The following is a 19,571-nucleotide window of genomic DNA, read 5'->3' as shown; positions in this document are numbered from 1 at the left end:
AAGGAACCACCAAACTTTTGGAGGTTCCTTTCTTTTTCAAATAAAATTCTAAGAATGATAAGATAAACTGTTGTGGAATGAGGATTGAGATGTTGCAGGAGGGATTCTTTATGAAAAAAATAGACAAAAAATGGATCGTTCTTTGTTCCACGGCAGTTGCAGCTGTTTATTCTGCTGGTTATTTAACTACGGAAAAGCAAGTAAGCAATGAACAGCCTATTCATCAAGTGGCGAAAAACATACAAACGAATAATAAAGCAACAAATGGTGTTTCGGTTAGCGATACTCAAAAAAATAAACTATATAAAGATGGTACGTTTACAGGTACAGGGATGAATAGGCGGGGTTCTATTGCTGTTACTGTATCCATTCAAAACGATAAGATTACTGATGTTAAAATAAGCGATTTTGCTATGCATTACTCGGAAGATGATGTTGTGGGGCTACCTGATGAAGTCTTGAAGAGTCAGAGTGCACAGGTAATAAATGTTTCAGGTGCAACCTATAGTACGCAAGCATTTGAGGATGCCGTTCAAGATGCCCTTAATCAAGCATTAAATACAGTGGGGTAAGCTATGAGAATATCAAAATTATATATGGATACCGTGGTAGATATACAGGTTGTGACGCGGAAAGAAGAAAAAGAAGCAGAAGCGATAATAAATCGTGCGTTTCTTGCATTTCAACGAGTGGAAGAAGCATGTAGCCGATTTAGTCCTTCAAGTGAATTAATGAAAGCTTGTCAAAATGTCGGCAGGCCGGTTGAAATTAGTCCGTATCTGTTCGAACCGCTTAACTTTGCTCTTCAAATAGCTAATATGACGAATGGAATATTTGATCCTTCAGTAGGAAAGGTGATGGAGGAATACGGATTTAATCGTCATTATTTAACAGGTGCGATGATCCATAGTCCTTCTGCTGAAACAGTTACTTATCAGGATATTTTATTAAGCCAAGCAACAAGGACTTTAACAATAATGAAACCTTTAGTGATCGATTTAGGCGCAGTAGCAAAGGGATTTGCGATCGACTTAGCCGCTCGAGAACTAATAGATTTCGAAGGATTTGTCATCAACGCTGGCGGTGATATATTTGCTGGTGGACTGAATGAAAAGGGAAACACGTGGGAGATAGGAATCCAGCATCCGTATCGAAGGGAACTCCTGGTTGAAACAATTAACCTTTCCAATGAGGCAATCTGTACATCTGGAAGTTATGAGCGAAAAAATCAAACAATTTCAAGTCTACATCACATTGTGAATCCAAACACGAAATCTTCACCCAATCATTTGGTAAGCAGTAGCATTGTTGCTCCTTTTGCGATGATGGCTGATGCTTTTTCAACTGTAGCATTCCTACTAGGTGAAGAAAAGGGGAAAGAGATTATGGACGAACTAAATCTTAAGGGCATGCTGATCACACCTGAGTTAAAGATAATCAGGTTTGGAGGAATGTAAATGGGAACTGTTAAATGGATGAAAACACCAAAAGGATATGTCACAATAAGTTTGATAACATATTTACTTATCGCATCAATCGGATACAAAACAATCATGGGGATTCAAAATGCTCTTATTGCCGTTGTTTCAGCATTTATTATAGAGTTCTTCTATGTCAAAATAACTAATCGAAAAAGTAGCAATGATGGAGCCATTATTACTGGTTTAATTATTTCGTTGGTTTTGAGTATAACAACTCCATGGCTGTATGTGGTAGGAACGGCTGCTACCGCCATCCTGTCTAAACATCTTTTGATATTTAAAAAGAAACCGATATTTAACCCAGCAGCTCTAGGATTATTAGTATCAGTTTTTATTTTTCATGCAGGCCAGAGTTGGTGGGGAGCGTTTGGGGATTTACCATCATGGCTAATGGTGGTTCTGCTGATTGGCGGTTATATTGTTACCGATCGTGTGAATAAATTCCCTCAAGTTTTTGCTTTCTTGGGGACCTTTTTTGTGCTGTTATTTTTCATGGGATATTTTCAAGTTGGTTATGCAGTCGATGCACTTCGCCCACCCTTTATCAATGCCACAGTGTTTTTTGGATTTTTTATGCTTACCGATCCTCCAACTTCACCTGCTAAATATAAGAACCAGATCTTGTTTGGTGTTATTTCAGCCATTTCAGGTATTGTTGTTTATGGAATGTTTGGAGGTTTAACTTATTTATTTTTCGGCCTATTTATGGGGAATTTATATAATTATTGGAATAAACGGTCAGTAATGAAGGTTGCTGAACTTAAACAACGGCGAATAAAAAATTCTCAAAGAGCGCTATATAAATAAAAATCTTCATATTAAATTGAGGCTTGGAGTTCGAGAATAGTATACTCAATTAAAAAGGAAGTTGGCGAAAAAAATGCGTGTGTTGGTCGTCGAAGATGATTTACCGTTAAGAAGGATCATTACTACCATACTAGAAGAAGAACATTACGAGGTGGATCAAGCGGAAGATGGGGAGGAAGGTTACTTAATGGCTTCATCCTATGAATATGATTTGCTCACACTTGATATTATGCTACCGAAAATGGATGGTTTTACATTAATCAAGAAGTTAAAACATGAAGGATGTCAAATCCCCACTTTATTCCTGACGGCAAAAGATCGGGTTGAGGATCGAGTAAAGGGGTTAGACTTTGGAGCGGATGACTATATTGTAAAACCTTTTGCTACGGAGGAGTTTTTAGCAAGGATCAGGTCGCTACTCCGCAGGTCAGGGAAAATAGGAGTTGAAGGGAAAATTTCCTATGGTCCGATTTTACTTGATACCAACCAACATGAAGGTTTTATAAAAGAGGAAAGTCTAAAATTAACCATTAAAGAATATGAATTGCTCTATTATTTAATTCAAAATAAAGAACATATTTTAACAAGAGACCAGATTTTCGAAAGAGTATGGGGGATAGAATCAGAAACAACAGATGCCATTGTCGATCTTTACATTCATTATTTGCGAAAAAAGTTAGCTCCATTTGGTTATGAAAAGCTAATTCGGACTATTCGTGGTGTAGGCTATATGGCAAGGGAGTAATCAGACATGTTTACCACAACAAAACGCCGTCTTGTCATTACAAACTCACTAGTTTTCTTTATTCTCCAGAATTCCCTTGGTGCCATGATTTATTTATATACGCATTATAGTTTGTACCATCAAGTAGATAACAATCTTTTAGAAAAGAAAAATCATTTACTTCAAGAGAGGGAAAAATTGGGGACGGAATTGAACCAAGAGCGTGAGGAAAATCATCGTCTTGTCTATTTATTATGGGAGAAAGGTCAAATACTCAATAAAGAGATCCCTGCCAACACTTTTACAAAGCAAGACACTGAAGGATTTGCTGAATTCTTAAATGCTAAAGAGCTGCAATCTACGTTCATTGGGGCGAATTCTTATAGGCTAATTACAATACCTATTTCAAAAAATAAAAACTATGCACCTGTTCAAAAAATTCAAGTGATCTATAACCTCAAACGGGAAAAAGAAATGTTATCTCACTTGCTTATGGTCATTGGTTTTGGATCTATATTAAGTGTTTTTATTGCTATCCTTGCAGGAATCTATTTAGCTAATAAAGCTTTAATACCAATTAAACTATCTTGGGAAAAGCAGCAACAATTTGTTGCAGATGCTTCACATGAATTACGTACCCCGCTTTCTGTTATGAAACTAAATCTTGAACGCTTATTTCGCCATCCAGACAATACAATTGAACAGGAAAGTGAGACGATTCATCAGGCAATACAAGAAATTAACTACTTATCCAAAATGTCTTCAGATTTACTCACACTGGCTAGATCTGATTCCAATCAACTTCAGTTGATTCATGAAACCATTCAACTAGAAGATATAATTCATCAAGTCACTAAAGGGTTTAATGCCTTAGCGATTTTAAAAGGGGTACACCTAGAAGCTGATATTGCTCCGATTCAGATGATCGGCGATAAAGAGAGACTAAAACAACTGTTTGTTATTATAATTGATAATGCCATTAAATACACAAAGGAAAACGGCTCTGTATCTATTAAAGGAAGTATTAAGAACGCACGTGCAGTAATCGAAATACTTGATAATGGGATTGGAATATCGAAGGATGATTTACCGTATATTTTTAACCGATATTATCGTGGTGATAAATCACGGAACCGTCATTTAGAGGGCTCAGGTCTTGGGCTCTCGATAGCAGAATGGATTGTTCAATCCCATTTAGGCAAAATTAGGGTTAAGAGTAATAGTGGGGAAGGGACACATGTTTTTGTCACACTGCCTCTAAAATAATTAAAGAATTAAAGGAGACCCAATGATAAAAGAACCAGGATGGAACTTTGACAATAGTTATTCACGTCTGCCGGAAGCTTTTTATAAAAGCACCAATCCAACTCCAGTAAAATCACCGCAGTTGGTCATTCTAAATGGCTCCCTAGCTAAATCTCTAGGATTGAATGTCCAGGCCTTGCAAAGTGAGGATGGAATTGACGTTTTTGCAGGTAATAAGATTCCCGAAGGAGCTTCACCTCTTGCCCAAGCTTATGCAGGACATCAATTTGGTCATTTTACAATGCTAGGTGATGGCCGGGCTGTGTTGCTTGGTGAACAGATTACTCCTGAAAATGAAAGAATGGATATTCAGCTTAAAGGGCCTGGAAGAACGCCATTTTCTCGAGGTGGTGATGGCCGAGCAGCACTCGGACCGATGTTGCGTGAATATATCATTAGCGAAGCGATGCATGCACTTGGTATTCCTACAACCAGAAGTCTTGCTGTCGTCACAACTGGTGAACCTGTATACCGTGAAACGGTCCTACCAGGTGCTATTCTAACCCGTGTAGCTGCCAGTCATATTCGTGTTGGTACGTTTCAATATGCTGCAAGATTTGGTACAGTGGAGGATTTAAAAGCTTTAGCTGATTATACTATTAATCGTCATTATCCTGACATTGAAGATGATGAGAATAAATACCTTTCGTTTTTAAAAGAGGTAATGAATCGTCAGGCCGCTCTAATTGCTAAATGGCAGCTGGTAGGCTTCATTCATGGAGTGATGAACACCGATAACATGGCCATTAGCGGAGAAACGATTGACTATGGTCCATGCGCTTTTATGGATGAATATAGTCCTGCAACCGTATTTAGTTCGATTGATCGTGAAGGTCGTTATGCCTATGGGAATCAGCCGTATATTGCTGTGTGGAATCTAGCGCGATTTGCTGAGTCACTATTGGCGCTTTTGCATGAAAATCAAGATGAGGCTGTGAAGATGGCTGAAAATGCCCTATCAGGATATGGTGCGTTATTTGAGGGAGCATGGCTCTTAGGAATGAGGGCGAAGCTGGGAATCTTTAACGAAGAAGAACAAGATGAGGCTTTAGTGAAAGAACTACTTCAGTTGATGGAAAAGCATCGTGCAGACTTTACAAATACCTTCAGTGCTTTAACCTTTGATAAACAGAAAGATAATGCCCTGTTTGTAGATCCAGAATTTAATCAATGGCATGTAAAGTGGCAGGCGAGACTAGATAGACAACAGGAATCGAAAGAATCTTCACATGAGTTAATGATGAAAAGCAATCCAGGAGTTATCCCGCGAAATCACCGCGTAGAAGAGGCTTTAGAAGCTGCGGTAGAACAGGGTGATTTTAGTGTCCTGGATAAACTTCTTCATGTGATAGCAAAACCCTACGCTCACTCTCCTGAGCAGGTTGAATACTGCACACTGCCTACACCATCAGGACGTCCATATCAGACGTTTTGTGGCACCTGATTTAGAAAAAAAAATGCTACTTCGTTTATGAAGTAGCATTTTTCACTAACATTTATAGTTGAACCCTTTGTCCAAGCTCCGCATATAATAGCAAAAAGGAGTTTGAAGCATGACGATTGCAACTTTTATTTTATCTGTTATTGTTGCCTTGGTAATTGGTATTGTGGCGGATAAGCTTTCCCCATTTGATATGCCTGGGGATTGGGCTGGAGCGATTGTGGCTGGTTTCATTGGGGCTTGGATCGGACCATCTTTATTCGGTGTATGGGGGCCTATGGTTCTGGGATTCTCGTTAGTCCCATCTATAATTGGGGCAATAATTGTAGTCATTGTAGCTGGTATTATAGTTAAACTGTTTGATTAACTGCTCAAATCTTAAGACGTGCAAATTAGGAAATTCAAGTTTGAAAGTTTTAGTCAGATGGATATCTGGGTATAGATTAGAGAAGGATAAGGGTAAAAAAGGAGGTCTTCTCGTGGTTCTAGACTCAAATAACCAAAGGGATAAGCAAGAGAAGGACAAACTTGAACAGGTCCTTGAACATAGCATCGAGGTGGAAGAAGAGTTGATGCGAACGTACCTTATTACAGCAGAGAGGATTCACGATGATGCTGAACTAAAGGAACGCCTCGAGAACTTTGCTGAGGGGAATGCCAAAAGGACAAAACAATTAATAGATGAACTAAATGAAACAAGAGAAAAGTAAACTTGTGATTTAAAAAAATGAACCCGCGGAGAAATCTACATAGTTCTCCGCGGGTTTTGTAATTTAGGCTACCCGAAAGCTAATCAGGAAAAGAAGAAAAGTTCGAACAACGGTCAGGCTGTAATTGTACTGAATTTGTAATTTTTCTTCAGTCAGTTTGATGAATCATATGTTATCGTGAAAGTAAGATAGCTGCTTTAGTAAATCTAGAAAAGGGAGGTTTACTATCATGATGGCAAAAATAATTGAGCCAAATAATGGTCCAAATATTCAAAAGGAAAAAGAGATTGTCAAGGAGATGATTAATCTCTACTGCAGAAAAAAGCACCATCGGGATGTTTTATGTAAGGATTGTGAGGCACTAAAGAACTATGCTTTATTACGACTATCATTCTGTCGGTTTGGTGAAGATAAATCAGCTTGCTCAAATTGTACAGTCCACTGCTACAAATTAAGGTATCGGGAAAAGATGAAGGCCGTCATGAGGTATTCAGGCAAATGGATGCTGTTACACCATCCCGTATACTCTGTAAAGCACTTGTTGAATAAATAAAAAGGCGGCTGATAGATCAGCCGCTTTTGTTATTATTTTACGCCCTTCATGTATCCCTGAATTTTCGGAGATAACACTAAAAGGATGATACCAAGTACGATGGATGCACCACCGATGATTCCGAAATAAGCCATTTCAGTATCTTCTGAGTAGAATTTAACCACTTGTGCATTTAGTGCTTGTGCAGCTGCACTAGATAAGAACCATAAGCTCATTGTTTGTGCAGAGAAAGCAGCAGGAGCTAATTTAGTTGTAGCAGATAGTCCTACTGGTGAAAGCAATAATTCACCGATTACACAGATTAAATAACTAAGAACAAGCCATAATGGGTTTACTAAAGAATCTGTGCCGCCAAGATATGAAGGCAATAGAATTACTAGGAATGAAACCCCAGAGAAAAGTAATGATAATGAGAATTTTTGCGGAATCGTTGGCTGACGGTCTCCCATTTTAACCCAAATCCAAGCGAAAACTGGCGCTAATGTGATAATAAATAATGGGTTTAGAGATTGGAACCAGGCTGGTTGAATTTTAATTCCTGCAAAATTTAATTGTGTACGTGTATCAGCATAGCTTGCAAGGATCGTTGAACCTTGTTCTTGAATCGCCCAGAACATAACAGATGCAATGAATAATGGAATGTATGCAATAACACGTGAACGTTCAACAGCAGTTGTTTTCGGGCTACGATACATAACAATGAAATACATTGTTGGAATTAACACACCAAGAATAGTAACTAAATTGATAAATCCTTCAAATGTTAAGATGCCTTTTGGAATTAAAATAGCAAAAATAACTGCAAGAACAACGACACCTAAACCGATATAAGTAAAGACTTTTTTCTTTTCAGATGGTGACAATGGATTTGAAACCATTGTTCCAGCAAGGCCAAGATTTTTTTTCTTAGTAATAGTAAACATGATAAGTCCTAAGAACATACCAATTGCAGCAATACTAAAACCTAAGTGGAAGTTGCCAACAGAACCAACGATTAACGGAGATAAGAAAGCTCCCATGTTGATTCCCATGTAGAAAATGGTGAAACCAGCGTCACGACGTTCGTCTTTCTCACTGTATAATTCACCAACAACAGTTGAAACGTTTGGCTTTAATAGTCCTGTACCAAGTACGATTAATACCATGGATACAAAGAACATAGAGATATTACCAGGAATCGCTAAGGCGATATGACCAAACATGATCAAAATTCCACCGTAGAATACTGCTTTTGAAGTACCAAATACACGGTCAGCTAGCCATCCGCCAATAACACCTGACATGTAAACTAATGATCCATAAATGGACATGATGGAAAGTGCAAGTGTTTTATCAATGCCTAATCCACCTTTTGATACTGAGTAGTACATATAGAAAACGAGGATCGCTCTCATACCATAGTAAGAAAATCTCTCCCAGAATTCCGTAAAGAAAAGAGTGAATAATCCTTTAGGATGTCCAACGAATCCCTTCTGAGGTACACTATCCACAATTTTCTGCCTATTTAAGTTTGACATGTTTTTACCTCCTTTATTATTATTTTATAATACTTTTTAGGGTTTTGAATTGTCAAAAACTTTTTTTGGAAATTAAAATGTATGCGTTTAAAAAGCTTGATAATACTGTGTTTATACATTTTTTGATTTTAAAAGAAAGTTTTTTTGAAATAGTATATAAATTTTGATTAAATTTATTTTTCTAACTAATAGTTTTATAGTAGTGTCCAATTTAGGAGGGATTTGGAATTTTAAAGGTGGCATAACTAAAAAAGACCCCGGTTTAGAAACCGAGGAAATAGATGAAATTAATTCAATTTAGCAGTGTATTTATTAGAGAAGAATCTATATTTTTTTGGTGTTTGAATTCTAACCATTGATCATCAATAATCACATATTTGCACGAACTGCTGTTTAAATAGCTATAAATAATTTGTGCTTCATCAATATCATCTTTACTAACTTCAATGGATGATTGTTCGCGAAAACTCTTAAAATGCTTTAATATATTCGCTTTAATCTTCCCGACCAACTGCACCGAATTTGTTTCCTTTATTTTATATTTTTCACTAAAAAGAATATGATTCCCCTTGATTAGAAAAAGTTTCAAGGTGACATCTTCTATATATTCGATAAGAGCAATATTTTTATTCGCTTCTGTAAATTCGATTACCTTTTCTTTATAGAAGAGCGATTGAACCGCATCCAGTGTATCTCGGCATTTAACTGCTGTCTCAAAGTCAAAGTTATTTGAGGCATCTATCATTTTTTGTTTCAAATTTTGAAGGATTTCGGTATCCGTCCCTTGAAAAAAATCCATCATTTTCTTCATCCGTTCATTGTATTGTTTACGTGAATCTTCATTGAAACATATACCGATACATAAGCCTAGGGAGTAGTTCAAACAAGGCGTGCTCCTGTTCGTATTACCACAGTCTATTTTTAGAAATTCTTTCATTCCTTGAAGTGCTTTTTCAACTACATGTTTACTTGGGTAGGGACCGAAATAAAGGCTGCCATCCTTTTCAATAGTGTTTGACAAATCAATAATCCAATGGTTGTTTCTTTGGTGGAACTTGATATAAATGTAGGAAGTGGGATTTTTCATTTTTCTATTAAAAATTGGCTTGATTTCTTTAATTAATTTACATTCCAACATGAATGCTTCGAATTCAGTATCGGTCAATATTAATTGAAAATCATTAATGTTTGCCTTAAGCTTTTTTATTTTCTGAGAATGTGCCTTAGTGTTTTGAAAGTATGATCGCACTCGGTTCTTAAGGTTTTTGGCTTTCCCCACATAAATGACCCTGTCAGAGGAATCCTTCATAAGATAAACCCCTGGTGTTGAGGGCAGATCTTTCACCTTTTTTCTAAGCTCCACAGGAATCGCCTCTTTGAAAACTTTTCCTCTATTCTACCATACAAATATGTGGGGAGCAGTAACCAGTCGGGCGACTAGTGCCCGTGAAAGAACAAAAGGCTTGAATGGTATCTAGTCCGGAAGACTAGTGTCATGAAGAAACAAAAATGGGTGTCATAGTTAATGGGGATATCGTTTATAAAGAAATATCAGCAGGACAAGCATCACAATGTCTAACCGTGCTTGAAATGCAAATGTTAAAAAGCTAGTGTGCAAGAGTGGAAATTTAGTTAAAAGTAGTGCAGCAATCATAATTGCAATTAAGGGGATTACGGCATGGTTAACCGCCTTATTTATCAACAGTAATACCCCGCACACAATCTCAAGTAGGATAACGACTTTTAATAGGATGTGGGAATAGGGTAAACCTAAGCTTAGAAATCCATTGCTGAGTTCAGTGTTAACTAATTTCATAACTCCAGAGATTATAAATACATATGCAACAGAATAGCGGATTAGTTTCATGGTCGATAAAGAAGTGTACATGTCCATCCCCCTTTACTAAAACTGTATGACTAAAGGAGGACAAACATCACAAAAAGAAACAAATAGGACGCAAAAAAAGTCCCTTTAAGGGACCTTATTGCGGGGAATTAATCTACTATTGAAATTACCGGTGGTTTATCCAAGAATCTCATCAAGTTTAAAACATCACCTTGAACTTCCTGTCCTTCAGGGGATGATAATGCTTGACTCAATTCAGTAGGATTATCAAAATGAAGCTCGGCAAAGAGGTATAAAGGTTCATTTGTGTTTTGAGCTTGTAAGACACGATGAACTTCAGCCCCTTTAAGATAGGGAAGTTTTTGCACTAACGGAATATGTACATTGTAATAATATTGTTCAAATCCCTCCTGATCCTTAGGTTGATTATATAGAACGTAAAGTTTAGCCATGAACTTGCCCCTCTCCTGTTTTTGTTCTGTGAGAATTATTTCCTAATTTTATTATAATAGGAGAAAAAATCTATTATTATTAAATCAAATCGACAACTTTTTTGGTGACACATTAACCAAGGTGGTTGATTGAAAGAGAACCGGGTAACGCAGAAGCAGTCTACGTGCCCTAGATGATACAGGAAAAGAGCAACGGGTAACCCAACCTAAAGGGAACTTGATTAGAGTAGAACTCATGAAAACAAATACTTATAAATAGTTGTAAAAAAATAGGCAAACTAGTGATTGACATTTACGTTGCGTAAAGGTGTATCGTTGGGTTATAGGAGGTGAGCGAATGGAGTATACAGTGCAGAAACTGGCCGAGTTAGCCGGGGTAAGTACACGGACCCTTCGGTATTATGATGAGATTGGAATTCTTAAGCCGGCAAGAATCAATTCATCTGGATACCGAATCTATGGGCAAGTAGAAGTAGATCGCCTGCAGCAAATCATGTTTTATCGAGAGCTAGATATCAGCTTAGAAAACATAAAAGAAATCATATCTGCCCCTGATTTTGATAGTGCAACTGCGCTTAGAGATCATCGTAAAAAACTCCTTGAGAGAAAAGAACAATTAGACAAATTAATTGCCAATGTAGATAAAACAATCGCATTAGCAGAAGGGAGAAATGAAATGTCTAATAAAGAAAAATTCGAAGGCTTCAAGAAAAAGATGATTGATGAAAACGAGAAAAAGTATGGGAAAGAAATCCGTGGAAAATATGGAAATGAAACCGTGGACCAATCCAATGCGAAACTTCAGAACATGACCCAGGAACAATACGATCATGCTGCGAAATTAGCGGAACAGGTGACTGTGACCTTAGCAGAGGCGTTTAAAATAGGGAATCCTGCGGGAGAACTAGCGCAAAAAGCGGCTGACCTTCACAAGCAGTGGTTGTGTCACTATTGGAATGAGTATAGTAAAGAGGCACATGCCGGTCTTGCACAAATGTATGTAGACGATGAGAGATTCACTGCCTATTATGATAAAGAACAGCCTGGTACGGCTGAATTTTTAAGAGATGCCATTCATATTTACACAGGTAAGAAAAAATAAATTCATGATTGATAAAACCTGTGGGGGTGTTGGCAATAGATCGGGTGGAACGCTCGTAGACCCCTTTTTTGAGTTTGAGATGATGTCGATGGCGGAGTATAAATAACGGAAATAAAGGGTGCTAGTTTTCAGCACCCTTTGGATTTTTGTTTGAGTTTGAATTGGAAGTTTATTTCTAATTATTGTAGAATCGGGCATCGATTTTGTAGAATAAATTGAAATTTTGTAGAATTTTCCTTCAGTTTTGTAGAATTCATCTATAGATTTGTAGAATTAATCTATAGATTTGTAGAATTAATCTTCGTGAACCCTCAATTTGTAGAAAAAATCGAAATCTGTGTAGAATATACCTGATTTCGTGTAGAAATAATTCAAATCTGTGGAGAAATAATCTAATTCTGTGTAGAAATAATTCAAAATGGTATTCTGTACCAATGTCATTGTCCTTTTTATGAAAGAACCGTTATAATTAAATTGAATTTTTAGAATAATTCAATACAAAGGAGTGACATTCTATGAACATCGCTTCCCAAGGCACAGACATCAGTGGAAAAAATACCTATTCGTTTGATGAATTTGTTGATAAGCGTGACAGCCTAGATTGGTATCGGGATGAACCGTTTTTGCAAAAAGCCGTAAAACATTTTACCGCCTCTCGTTATGAACAGATTCATCAGAAAATCTTAGCTTTTTCGCCAATCGTTTCAAATGAATGGAATCGATTAGCGGAACGGACGGCTAGACCAGAAGTACGCCCATACATGCTTCATTATGATGCGTTTAATCACCGAATTGACCGGGTTGTCCGGCCTATGGAGGTTCATAAACTCGAACAGGGTATTTTTGGTGAAGGTCTGTTTTCTAGTCAAATGGAACCATGGGAAAGCTTTGTGAAGAGAATGTTAATACACCAATTAGGTGAAGCTGGTGTAACTTGTCCAATGACCTGTACACATGGTCTCATTGCCCTTCTTGATCAATTTCCAAATGAAGATTATCCTGAACTGCAAGAAATTTTGCGGCATTCAAAGGAAGGAATAAACGGCGAATTTGCGATTGGGGCACAATTTATGTCAGAGATTCAAGGCGGCTCTGATTTGCCGGCTAATGTGCTTGAAGCCGTTCCGGATGGACCGAACTATCGCTTGTATGGAAATAAATTTTTCTGTTCTGTTGCACATGCAGATTATTCGGTTGTAACAGCCAAAATATCAGGGTCTAACAAGGTTTCAACATTTATCGTTCCTTCCTGGCTGCCAGGTGACAAGGAAAAGGAAAAGAGAAACGGCTATCAAATTAACCGGATTAAATGGAAAATGGGCACTGCTGAGGTCCCAACTGGTGAAATTCAATATCATGGTGCACTTGCTTATCCAATCGGCCCACAAGATAAAGGTATAGCAGTAGCGGTAGGGATTGTGCTTACTCTGTCACGATTGGAAATTGGAATTGCTTGTGCAGGGTTTATGCTTCGGGCGTCAAGAGAAGCCAGGCTGTACAGTGATTTTAGGACAGTTTTCGGTAAAAAAGTGAAGGAATATCCCCTCGCAGCTAGTAAATTAAAAAGGATTGAAAAGGCGGCGGAGCGAACAACGGCAGGTGCGTTTAAAATCTATGATTTATTTTTAAAATTAGAGCAGCCGCTTAATCCGGGAATTAAATCGAACTATCCAATAGAAGTTCAAAAACAACTTTTCAATTTACGTGAATTAATCTTATTGCAAAAAATGTGCGTAACAAATGAGGGGGCAGAGGTATTACGTGAGGCGATTTCGGTCTTTGCCGGACATGGAGTAATGGAGGAGTTTTCCTCACTACCACGAATATTCCGGGATGTAGTAGTTAATGAACAGTGGGAAGGGCCACGTAACTTATTATTATCACAGGTATACCGTGATTTACAAAGAGTTTCAGATTGGTATACTCCTGCAGAGTTTGTTGGTAGTGTCCTAAAAGGTGCATCTATGGAAACGATTAAACAATTTTCCGAGCAACTAGAAGAGTTACTTCAAAGACCTGTTCTAGGAGAGGTATGTGAGGCATCCTTGGAAGCTGCTGAAGAATGGGACCGATTCTGTGATGAATTCTTTAAAATGTTTCAAGAAATAGCTTTAGCAGAAATACACTAATCATTAGAGGATGGCGTTTATTCGCCATCCTTTTTGCATACTAATACACCGCTTTATAAATACTTAGAAGAGGTCTTAATAGAGGGGTGTAGAATGTGAAAAAAATAACGCCAGTTTTCTGGGTAGCAGTAGTTATTTGTCTATTATTTATTATCTGGGGGACAATCCCAAAATCATATCTTCCAAACGGAAATCTTCAACATGTAACGAGTGTCATTCAAGGCTCTATAATTGAAAAATTCGGATGGTTTTATCTACTCTCCGCTAGTGGTTTCCTAGTTTTTGCACTAGCATTAATTTTTACGAGATATGGGAACGTAAAGCTTGGAAAAGATACCGATGAACCTGAATTCAGCAGTCTAACCTGGTTTGCTATGTTATTTAGTGCCGGAATGGGGATTGGTTTAGTCTTTTGGGGTGTGGCAGAGCCTTTATCACACTATTATGAACCGCCTGCGGGAAAAGGACAAACGGCAGAATCGGCCAGAATGGCGCTTAGATATTCCTTCTTTCATTGGGGATTACACCCATGGGCTATTTATGCTGTGATTGGTTTAATTCTTGCTTATTTCAATTTCCGAAAGGACACTCCAGGTGTAGTTAGTAAAATCTTATCTCCACTTTTCGGAGAGCGAGTGAACGGTCCTTTAGGGATATTATTCGACTTTATTGCTATTTTTGCTACGATTTTTGGAGTGGCGACATCACTGGGGTTTGGTGCTACACAAATAAGCGGTGGAGCATCCTATATGATTCCTGCTATTCAAAATAATTTTACAACCCAGTTGATTATTATCGTAGTGGTAACAGTCCTCTATATGCTATCAGCGACAACCGGATTGGATAAAGGGATTGCACTGTTGAGTAACGCGAATATCTTTTTGGCGATTGCACTTATGATTTTTCTCTTATTTTCAGGTCCAACCAACTTTATTATGGACTTATTTACAACTTCAATCGGAAGTTATCTGCAAAATCTAACAGCGATGAGTTTTAGATTGAGCCCATTTGAACAAAATACATGGGTGCAAGACTGGACTATTTTCTATTGGGCCTGGTGGATTGCGTGGGCGCCATTTGTTGGCACTTTTATCGCGCGAGTCTCGAAAGGCAGAACCATAAGAGAGTTTATTATTGGTGTCTTACTAGTTCCCACAGTATTCGGAGCCTTATGGTTTTCTGTATTTGGCGGTTCTGCAGTCTATTTGGAGTATTTCCAAAATCAACATATCATGGACATTATCAATGAAAAGGGACAGGAAATTGCGTTATTTTCGGTCTTGTTACATTTTCCGTTCGGACATGTTATGTCATATATAGCTATCTTACTTATTAGCACATTTTTCATCACATCAGCAGATTCGGCTACATTTGGTTTTAGGCATGCAATCTACAGGAGGAGACCTTAATCCGCCCAATGGAGTGAAAGTAGTGTGGGGAATTATTCAATCGGCTTCAGCCGCAGTATTGTTATGGGCTGGGGGATTGGGTGCTTTACAAACCGCTTCCATTATAGCGGCCTTTCCTTTTACTATAATAATGATTTTAATGATATTCTCCTTTATAAAATCAATTAAAAAAGAAAAAATCCAAGGGATCCAATATAGAGAGTAACCCCAATTGTGGTGCCTGACCCCCGGCGCGTTAATACGTTAACGTGCCGTGGTGTCAGGCTTTTTTAAAATTTTTTTATTGATTGACAAATTTCGATGGTCACACTAAAGTAATATATGTCATAATAGTCTTAAAATTTTATAAATTTTAATATTTCAGAAGAATATTTAGGTTTACGAAATTAATAGTCAAAGTAGGTGTAAATATGGATAAAGATCCTATTCTCCACATAAATGATTTAAAGATATCGTTTCAAACAGGAAAAAAGTTTGTACCAGCTGTGGATGGTATTAGTTTTGAATTAAGGGATGGAGAAATTCTGGGCATTGTAGGGGAATCCGGAAGTGGTAAAAGTGTAACGTCCTTAGCTACGATGGGACTAATCCCTTCTCCGCCAGGGAAAATCGAGAATGGGGAAATTGTTTTTGAAGGAAGAGACCTGAAAAATATTTCTGAAAAAGAGTGGCGGAAAATCCGAGGTAACCAAATATCAATGATCTTCCAGGAACCAATGACCTCATTAAATCCTCTATTTACAGTCGGGAATCAGTTAATGGAGGCCATCAAATTACATACAGACCTAACAAAGATCCAAATCAAGCAACGTTGTATCGAGCTTTTAAAGTTAGTCGGAATTCCTAGAGCAGAAGGAATTCTTAAAGAATACCCTCACCAATTATCAGGAGGGATGCGGCAAAGGGTTATGATTGCAATGGCGATGGCCTGTAATCCAAGGGTGCTGATTGCGGACGAGCCCACAACAGCTCTTGACGTGACGATTCAAGCACAAATTCTTGCATTAATGAAGGACTTAAATCAAAAGACGAACACTTCCATCATTTTGATTACCCATGATTTAGGTGTGGTAGCAGAAATTTGTGAGCGAGTCATTGTAATGTATTCCGGTCAAATCGTTGAACAAGGGGATGTTAGGACAATCCTTAAAAACCCGCAGCACCCATACACAATTGGGCTCCTAAAATCGGTTCCAGACCTTAGAGGGAAGAAGGAGCGGCTCTATAGTATTCCTGGAACAGTTCCAACACCCGGGTCTGTTCATAAAGGCTGTCGCTTTGCCGCAAGATGCTCAGAGGTGTTCGCTCAATGTCACGAAGAATCACCACAATTATATAAAACGGAAAAAGACGGACATGAAGTGCGCTGTTTCCTACATACACTGAAGGGGAGTGATAAACATGTCGGAGTTACTTCTTGAGGTTAATGGTCTAAAAAAATACTTTCCGATCACAGGTGGACTTTTTGGAAGAAAACAAGGCGAAGTAAAAGCAGTTGATGATGTTTCTTTTTATGTAAAAAAAGGCGAAACCTTAGGTATTGTTGGGGAAAGTGGCTGTGGTAAATCAACCACTGGTCGATTACTCATGCGATTAATAGAAGCAAGTGATGGGAAGATTGTGTTTGAAGATAAAGAGATTACTAGCTTGTCAAAGGCTGAGTTACGAAGAACACGAAGAGATATCCAAATGGTGTTCCAGGACCCATATGCGTCCTTAAACCCTAGACACTCGATTGAACAGATTCTAGAGGAGCCTCTGATTGTCCACGGAATTGGGACAAAAGAAGAACGCAAGAAGCAGGTTAGAGATATGCTCGAGGTGGTAGGTTTAAGCAGCTACCACGCCAAAAGATACCCACACCAATTTAGCGGCGGGCAGCGTCAGCGTATTGGTATTGCCAAGGCATTGATGACGAAACCGAAATTAATTATTGCGGATGAACCGGTGTCAGCATTAGACGTATCCATTCAGGCACAAGTTCTTAACCTGATGAAGGAAATTCAAAAGGAATTTCAACTTACCTACATATTTATCGCCCATGATCTTGGCGTCGTTCGTCATATTAGTGATCGTGTGGGTGTCATGTATTTAGGAAGATTAATAGAGTTAGCAGAAAGTGAGGAGCTTTACGAGAATCCCAAGCATCCATACACAAAAGCACTTCTTTCTGCCGTACCGATACCAGATCCAGATATTAAGAAGAAAACGATATTAATAGAAGGGGAGCTGCCTAGTCCAGCCAATCCTCCTTCAGGGTGTGCATTCCATACAAGATGTAAAGAGTGTATGGACATTTGTAAGACGACTAGACCGCAGGAAAGTAATCTCAATGGTCATTTTGTAGCCTGTCACTTATATAACCAGTGATTTGCTGCATTTATGATATAAAAACAAAGTAAATAGGGGGTAAAAAAGCTTATGAAGAAAAAATCTTTTAAGCTGCTGTTAGTGGCTCTATTAGCCATCAGCATGTTCTTAGTTGGCTGCAGCAGCAAAAGCAATAGCGATTCAAAAGATGGCAAAGAAACGGGCAAGAATACAGCTTCTGGTAAGGACACATTAATCTATGCCCGCGGTGTTGACTCAGTATCACTTGACCCAATCACAACAACTGAGGGTGATACCTTCAAAGTAACAGAGAACATCTATGATACATTGCTAGATTATGGTGATACAGATACTACCCTTAAGCCTAAGCTTGCAAAAAGCTGGGAAGTAACTCCAGATGGTTTGACTTATACATTCAAGCTTCAAGAAGGTGTAAAGTTCCATGACGGTACTGATTTTAATGCGGAAGCAGTCGTGTATAACTTTAACCGCTGGATGAATGGGGATGAAGATAAATTTCCTTATTACACAATGTTTGGCGGCTATGCAAAAGATGAAGGCCATGTAATTAAGGAAGTGAAAGCAGTTGATGCCAATACGGTTCAATTTGTACTAAAACGTCCTATGGCTCCATTCTCTTAAAGAACTTAGCGATGTCACCATTTGCAATTGCGAGCCCAGCGGCAATTGAGAAATACGGTGATGATTACAGAAGTCATCCAGTTGGAACAGGTCCATTCAAATTTGTTGAGTGGAAGCAGAATGACCGGATCACTCTGGAAAAGAATCCTGATTACTGGGTTAAGGGTCTTCCAAAGCTAAACAAAGTAATCTTCCGTGTTATTCCTGAAAACACAGCACGCCTTAACGCACTTGTTAACGGTGAGGTTGATATTATGGATGGTTTAAATGATTCTGATGCTAAAGCCGTAACTAGCAACGATAAGTTAAAAATCTATGAGCGTCCATCAATGAATATTGCTTACCTAAGCTTTACACTAAATCGTAAGCCATTTGACAATAAGTTAGTACGTCAAGCGATCAACCATGCGATCGATAAAAAAGCGATCATTGATGCATTCTATGGTGGTAATGCAAGTCCAGCTAAGAATCCAATGCCTCCTTCCATCGAAGGTTACAATGATGCAATTGAAGAATATGACTATAATCCAGAAAAAGCAAAAGAAATGTTGAAAGAAGCAGGCTATCCAAACGGATTTGAAATGGAATTATGGGCAATGAACATCCCACGTCTTTACATGTCTGAACCACCTAAAGTAGCTGAAGTTATTCAAGATAATTTAAGCAAAATTGGTATTAAAGTTAAGCTTAATACTTTAGAGTGGGCTACTTATTTAGATAAGGCAGCTAAAGGCGACTTCGATGCATTCTTAATGGGATGGACAGGCGACAATGGTGACCCTGATAACTTCTTATACACTTTGTTAGATAAGGATGCTATTGGTGCAAACAACTATTCTAGATATAGCAGTGATCCGTTGCATGATCTTTTAATCCAAGCTCAACAAGGAACAGATCAAGAAAAACGTAACGAGCTATACAAGAAAGCTCAAGAGATTATCCATGAGGATGCTCCATGGGTACCATTACTTCACTCTAAGCCATTGTCTGCTGCAAGTAAGGACGTAGTTGGTTATATTCCACATCCAACTGGTTCTGAAGCCCTAGACAAGGTTGAATTTAAGAAATAAGCAGAAATCATGAGGGGGAGGGAGTGATCCCTCCCCTTTTGTTAAAATTTTT

General features: G+C 38.2%; 17 protein-coding genes and 2 pseudogenes. 15 read left to right on the top strand and 4 right to left on the bottom strand.

The window, feature by feature from the left end; genetic code table 11:
* Nucleotides 1-110 precede the first annotated feature (110 nt).
* From QE429_RS21145 to QE429_RS21105, 9 genes are all read left to right on the top strand, one after another.
* A complete protein-coding gene (locus QE429_RS21145) occupies nucleotides 111-572 on the top strand; it encodes an FMN-binding protein (RefSeq protein ID WP_307289857.1) in 462 nt (153 codons plus the stop codon).
* A gap of 3 nt (nucleotides 573-575) precedes the next feature.
* Nucleotides 576-1,457 carry an FAD:protein FMN transferase gene (locus QE429_RS21140; protein WP_307289855.1) on the top strand — a complete coding sequence of 294 codons (882 nt, stop codon included), beginning with the start codon at nucleotides 576-578 and terminating at the stop codon, nucleotides 1,455-1,457.
* Entirely contained in the window at nucleotides 1,458-2,288 is an 831-nt protein-coding gene (locus tag QE429_RS21135) for an RnfABCDGE type electron transport complex subunit D (protein WP_307289853.1), read from the top strand.
* A 73-nt stretch (nucleotides 2,289-2,361) separates the two neighbouring features.
* Nucleotides 2,362-3,033, top strand: a complete 672-nt coding sequence (locus QE429_RS21130) for a response regulator transcription factor (RefSeq protein ID WP_307290909.1) — start codon at nucleotides 2,362-2,364, stop codon at nucleotides 3,031-3,033.
* A gap of 6 nt (nucleotides 3,034-3,039) precedes the next feature.
* Nucleotides 3,040-4,278, top strand: coding sequence for a sensor histidine kinase (locus QE429_RS21125; protein ID WP_307289851.1), 1,239 nt, complete (start codon nucleotides 3,040-3,042; stop codon nucleotides 4,276-4,278).
* 22 nt (nucleotides 4,279-4,300) lie between these two features.
* Nucleotides 4,301-5,761: a protein adenylyltransferase SelO gene (locus QE429_RS21120; protein WP_307289849.1), complete on the top strand. Its 1,461-nt coding sequence runs from the start codon at nucleotides 4,301-4,303 to the stop codon at nucleotides 5,759-5,761.
* A 109-nt stretch (nucleotides 5,762-5,870) separates the two neighbouring features.
* Nucleotides 5,871-6,125 carry a GlsB/YeaQ/YmgE family stress response membrane protein gene (locus QE429_RS21115; RefSeq protein ID WP_307289846.1) on the top strand — a complete coding sequence of 85 codons (255 nt, stop codon included), beginning with the start codon at nucleotides 5,871-5,873 and terminating at the stop codon, nucleotides 6,123-6,125.
* 112 nt (nucleotides 6,126-6,237) lie between these two features.
* Nucleotides 6,238-6,468 (top strand): hypothetical protein, encoded by a 231-nt coding sequence (locus QE429_RS21110; RefSeq protein ID WP_307289844.1) that lies wholly within the window; start codon nucleotides 6,238-6,240, stop codon nucleotides 6,466-6,468.
* A 229-nt stretch (nucleotides 6,469-6,697) separates the two neighbouring features.
* Complete coding sequence (locus QE429_RS21105) at nucleotides 6,698-7,021, top strand: nitrous oxide-stimulated promoter family protein (protein ID WP_373463215.1); 324 nt, start codon at nucleotides 6,698-6,700, stop codon at nucleotides 7,019-7,021.
* A gap of 32 nt (nucleotides 7,022-7,053) precedes the next feature.
* Here QE429_RS21105 and QE429_RS21100 read toward each other — a convergent pair whose 3' ends face one another.
* The 4 genes from QE429_RS21100 to QE429_RS21085 all read right to left on the bottom strand — a co-directional run bounded on the left by QE429_RS21100 (nucleotide 7,054) and on the right by QE429_RS21085 (nucleotide 10,836).
* Nucleotides 7,054-8,538, bottom strand: coding sequence for a peptide MFS transporter (locus QE429_RS21100; protein WP_307289842.1), 1,485 nt, complete (start codon nucleotides 8,536-8,538; stop codon nucleotides 7,054-7,056).
* Between the two features lie 292 nt (nucleotides 8,539-8,830).
* Nucleotides 8,831-9,901, bottom strand: coding sequence for a GIY-YIG nuclease family protein (locus QE429_RS21095; protein WP_307289840.1), 1,071 nt, complete (start codon nucleotides 9,899-9,901; stop codon nucleotides 8,831-8,833).
* A gap of 159 nt (nucleotides 9,902-10,060) precedes the next feature.
* Nucleotides 10,061-10,426 carry a DoxX family protein gene (locus tag QE429_RS21090; protein WP_307289838.1) on the bottom strand — a complete coding sequence of 122 codons (366 nt, stop codon included), beginning with the start codon at nucleotides 10,424-10,426 and terminating at the stop codon, nucleotides 10,061-10,063.
* Between the two features lie 107 nt (nucleotides 10,427-10,533).
* Entirely contained in the window at nucleotides 10,534-10,836 is a 303-nt protein-coding gene (locus QE429_RS21085; protein ID WP_307289836.1) for an EthD family reductase, read from the bottom strand.
* 337 nt (nucleotides 10,837-11,173) lie between these two features.
* Here QE429_RS21085 and QE429_RS21080 point away from each other — a divergent pair, with 337 nt between their 5' ends.
* From QE429_RS21080 to QE429_RS21055, 6 genes and pseudogenes are all read left to right on the top strand, one after another.
* Nucleotides 11,174-11,938, top strand: coding sequence for a MerR family transcriptional regulator (locus QE429_RS21080; RefSeq protein WP_307289835.1), 765 nt, complete (start codon nucleotides 11,174-11,176; stop codon nucleotides 11,936-11,938).
* Between the two features lie 515 nt (nucleotides 11,939-12,453).
* A complete protein-coding gene (locus QE429_RS21075; RefSeq protein ID WP_307289833.1) occupies nucleotides 12,454-14,067 on the top strand; it encodes an acyl-CoA dehydrogenase family protein in 1,614 nt (537 codons plus the stop codon).
* Nucleotides 14,068-14,162: 95 nt separating this feature from the next.
* Nucleotides 14,163-15,681 (top strand): annotated as a pseudogene (locus QE429_RS21070) (glycine betaine uptake BCCT transporter).
* A 205-nt stretch (nucleotides 15,682-15,886) separates the two neighbouring features.
* Entirely contained in the window at nucleotides 15,887-16,897 is a 1,011-nt protein-coding gene (locus tag QE429_RS21065; RefSeq protein WP_307289831.1) for an ABC transporter ATP-binding protein, read from the top strand.
* Complete coding sequence (locus QE429_RS21060) at nucleotides 16,878-17,846, top strand: ABC transporter ATP-binding protein (RefSeq protein WP_307289830.1); 969 nt, start codon at nucleotides 16,878-16,880, stop codon at nucleotides 17,844-17,846. The genes QE429_RS21065 and QE429_RS21060 overlap by 20 nt, the downstream gene beginning before the upstream one ends.
* A 51-nt stretch (nucleotides 17,847-17,897) precedes the next feature.
* Nucleotides 17,898-19,519: pseudogene (locus tag QE429_RS21055) on the top strand (ABC transporter substrate-binding protein).
* Nucleotides 19,520-19,571: the final 52 nt, after the last annotated feature.

It is taken from the genome of Bacillus sp. SORGH_AS_0510, assembly GCF_030818775.1.
Classification (GTDB): Bacteria; Bacillota; Bacilli; order Bacillales; family Cytobacillaceae; genus Neobacillus.
The sequence above is the reverse complement of the archived record's forward strand: the minus strand, read 5'-3'. Positions and strand labels throughout refer to the sequence as shown.

Coding starts and splice junctions, on each gene's coding strand:
- QE429_RS21145 (WP_307289857.1), top strand. CDS start 111: ATGAAAAAAATAGACAAAAAATGGATCGTTCTTTGTTCCACGGCAGTT.
- QE429_RS21140 (WP_307289855.1), top strand. CDS start 576: ATGAGAATATCAAAATTATATATGGATACCGTGGTAGATATACAGGTT.
- QE429_RS21135 (WP_307289853.1), top strand. CDS start 1,458: ATGGGAACTGTTAAATGGATGAAAACACCAAAAGGATATGTCACAATA.
- QE429_RS21130 (WP_307290909.1), top strand. CDS start 2,362: ATGCGTGTGTTGGTCGTCGAAGATGATTTACCGTTAAGAAGGATCATT.
- QE429_RS21125 (WP_307289851.1), top strand. CDS start 3,040: ATGTTTACCACAACAAAACGCCGTCTTGTCATTACAAACTCACTAGTT.
- QE429_RS21120 (WP_307289849.1), top strand. CDS start 4,301: ATGATAAAAGAACCAGGATGGAACTTTGACAATAGTTATTCACGTCTG.
- QE429_RS21115 (WP_307289846.1), top strand. CDS start 5,871: ATGACGATTGCAACTTTTATTTTATCTGTTATTGTTGCCTTGGTAATT.
- QE429_RS21105 (WP_373463215.1), top strand. CDS start 6,698: ATGATGGCAAAAATAATTGAGCCAAATAATGGTCCAAATATTCAAAAG.
- QE429_RS21100 (WP_307289842.1), bottom strand. CDS start 8,538: ATGTCAAACTTAAATAGGCAGAAAATTGTGGATAGTGTACCTCAGAAG.
- QE429_RS21090 (WP_307289838.1), bottom strand. CDS start 10,426: ATGTACACTTCTTTATCGACCATGAAACTAATCCGCTATTCTGTTGCA.
- QE429_RS21085 (WP_307289836.1), bottom strand. CDS start 10,836: ATGGCTAAACTTTACGTTCTATATAATCAACCTAAGGATCAGGAGGGA.
- QE429_RS21080 (WP_307289835.1), top strand. CDS start 11,174: ATGGAGTATACAGTGCAGAAACTGGCCGAGTTAGCCGGGGTAAGTACA.
- QE429_RS21075 (WP_307289833.1), top strand. CDS start 12,454: ATGAACATCGCTTCCCAAGGCACAGACATCAGTGGAAAAAATACCTAT.
- QE429_RS21065 (WP_307289831.1), top strand. CDS start 15,887: ATGGATAAAGATCCTATTCTCCACATAAATGATTTAAAGATATCGTTT.
- QE429_RS21060 (WP_307289830.1), top strand. CDS start 16,878: ATGTCGGAGTTACTTCTTGAGGTTAATGGTCTAAAAAAATACTTTCCG.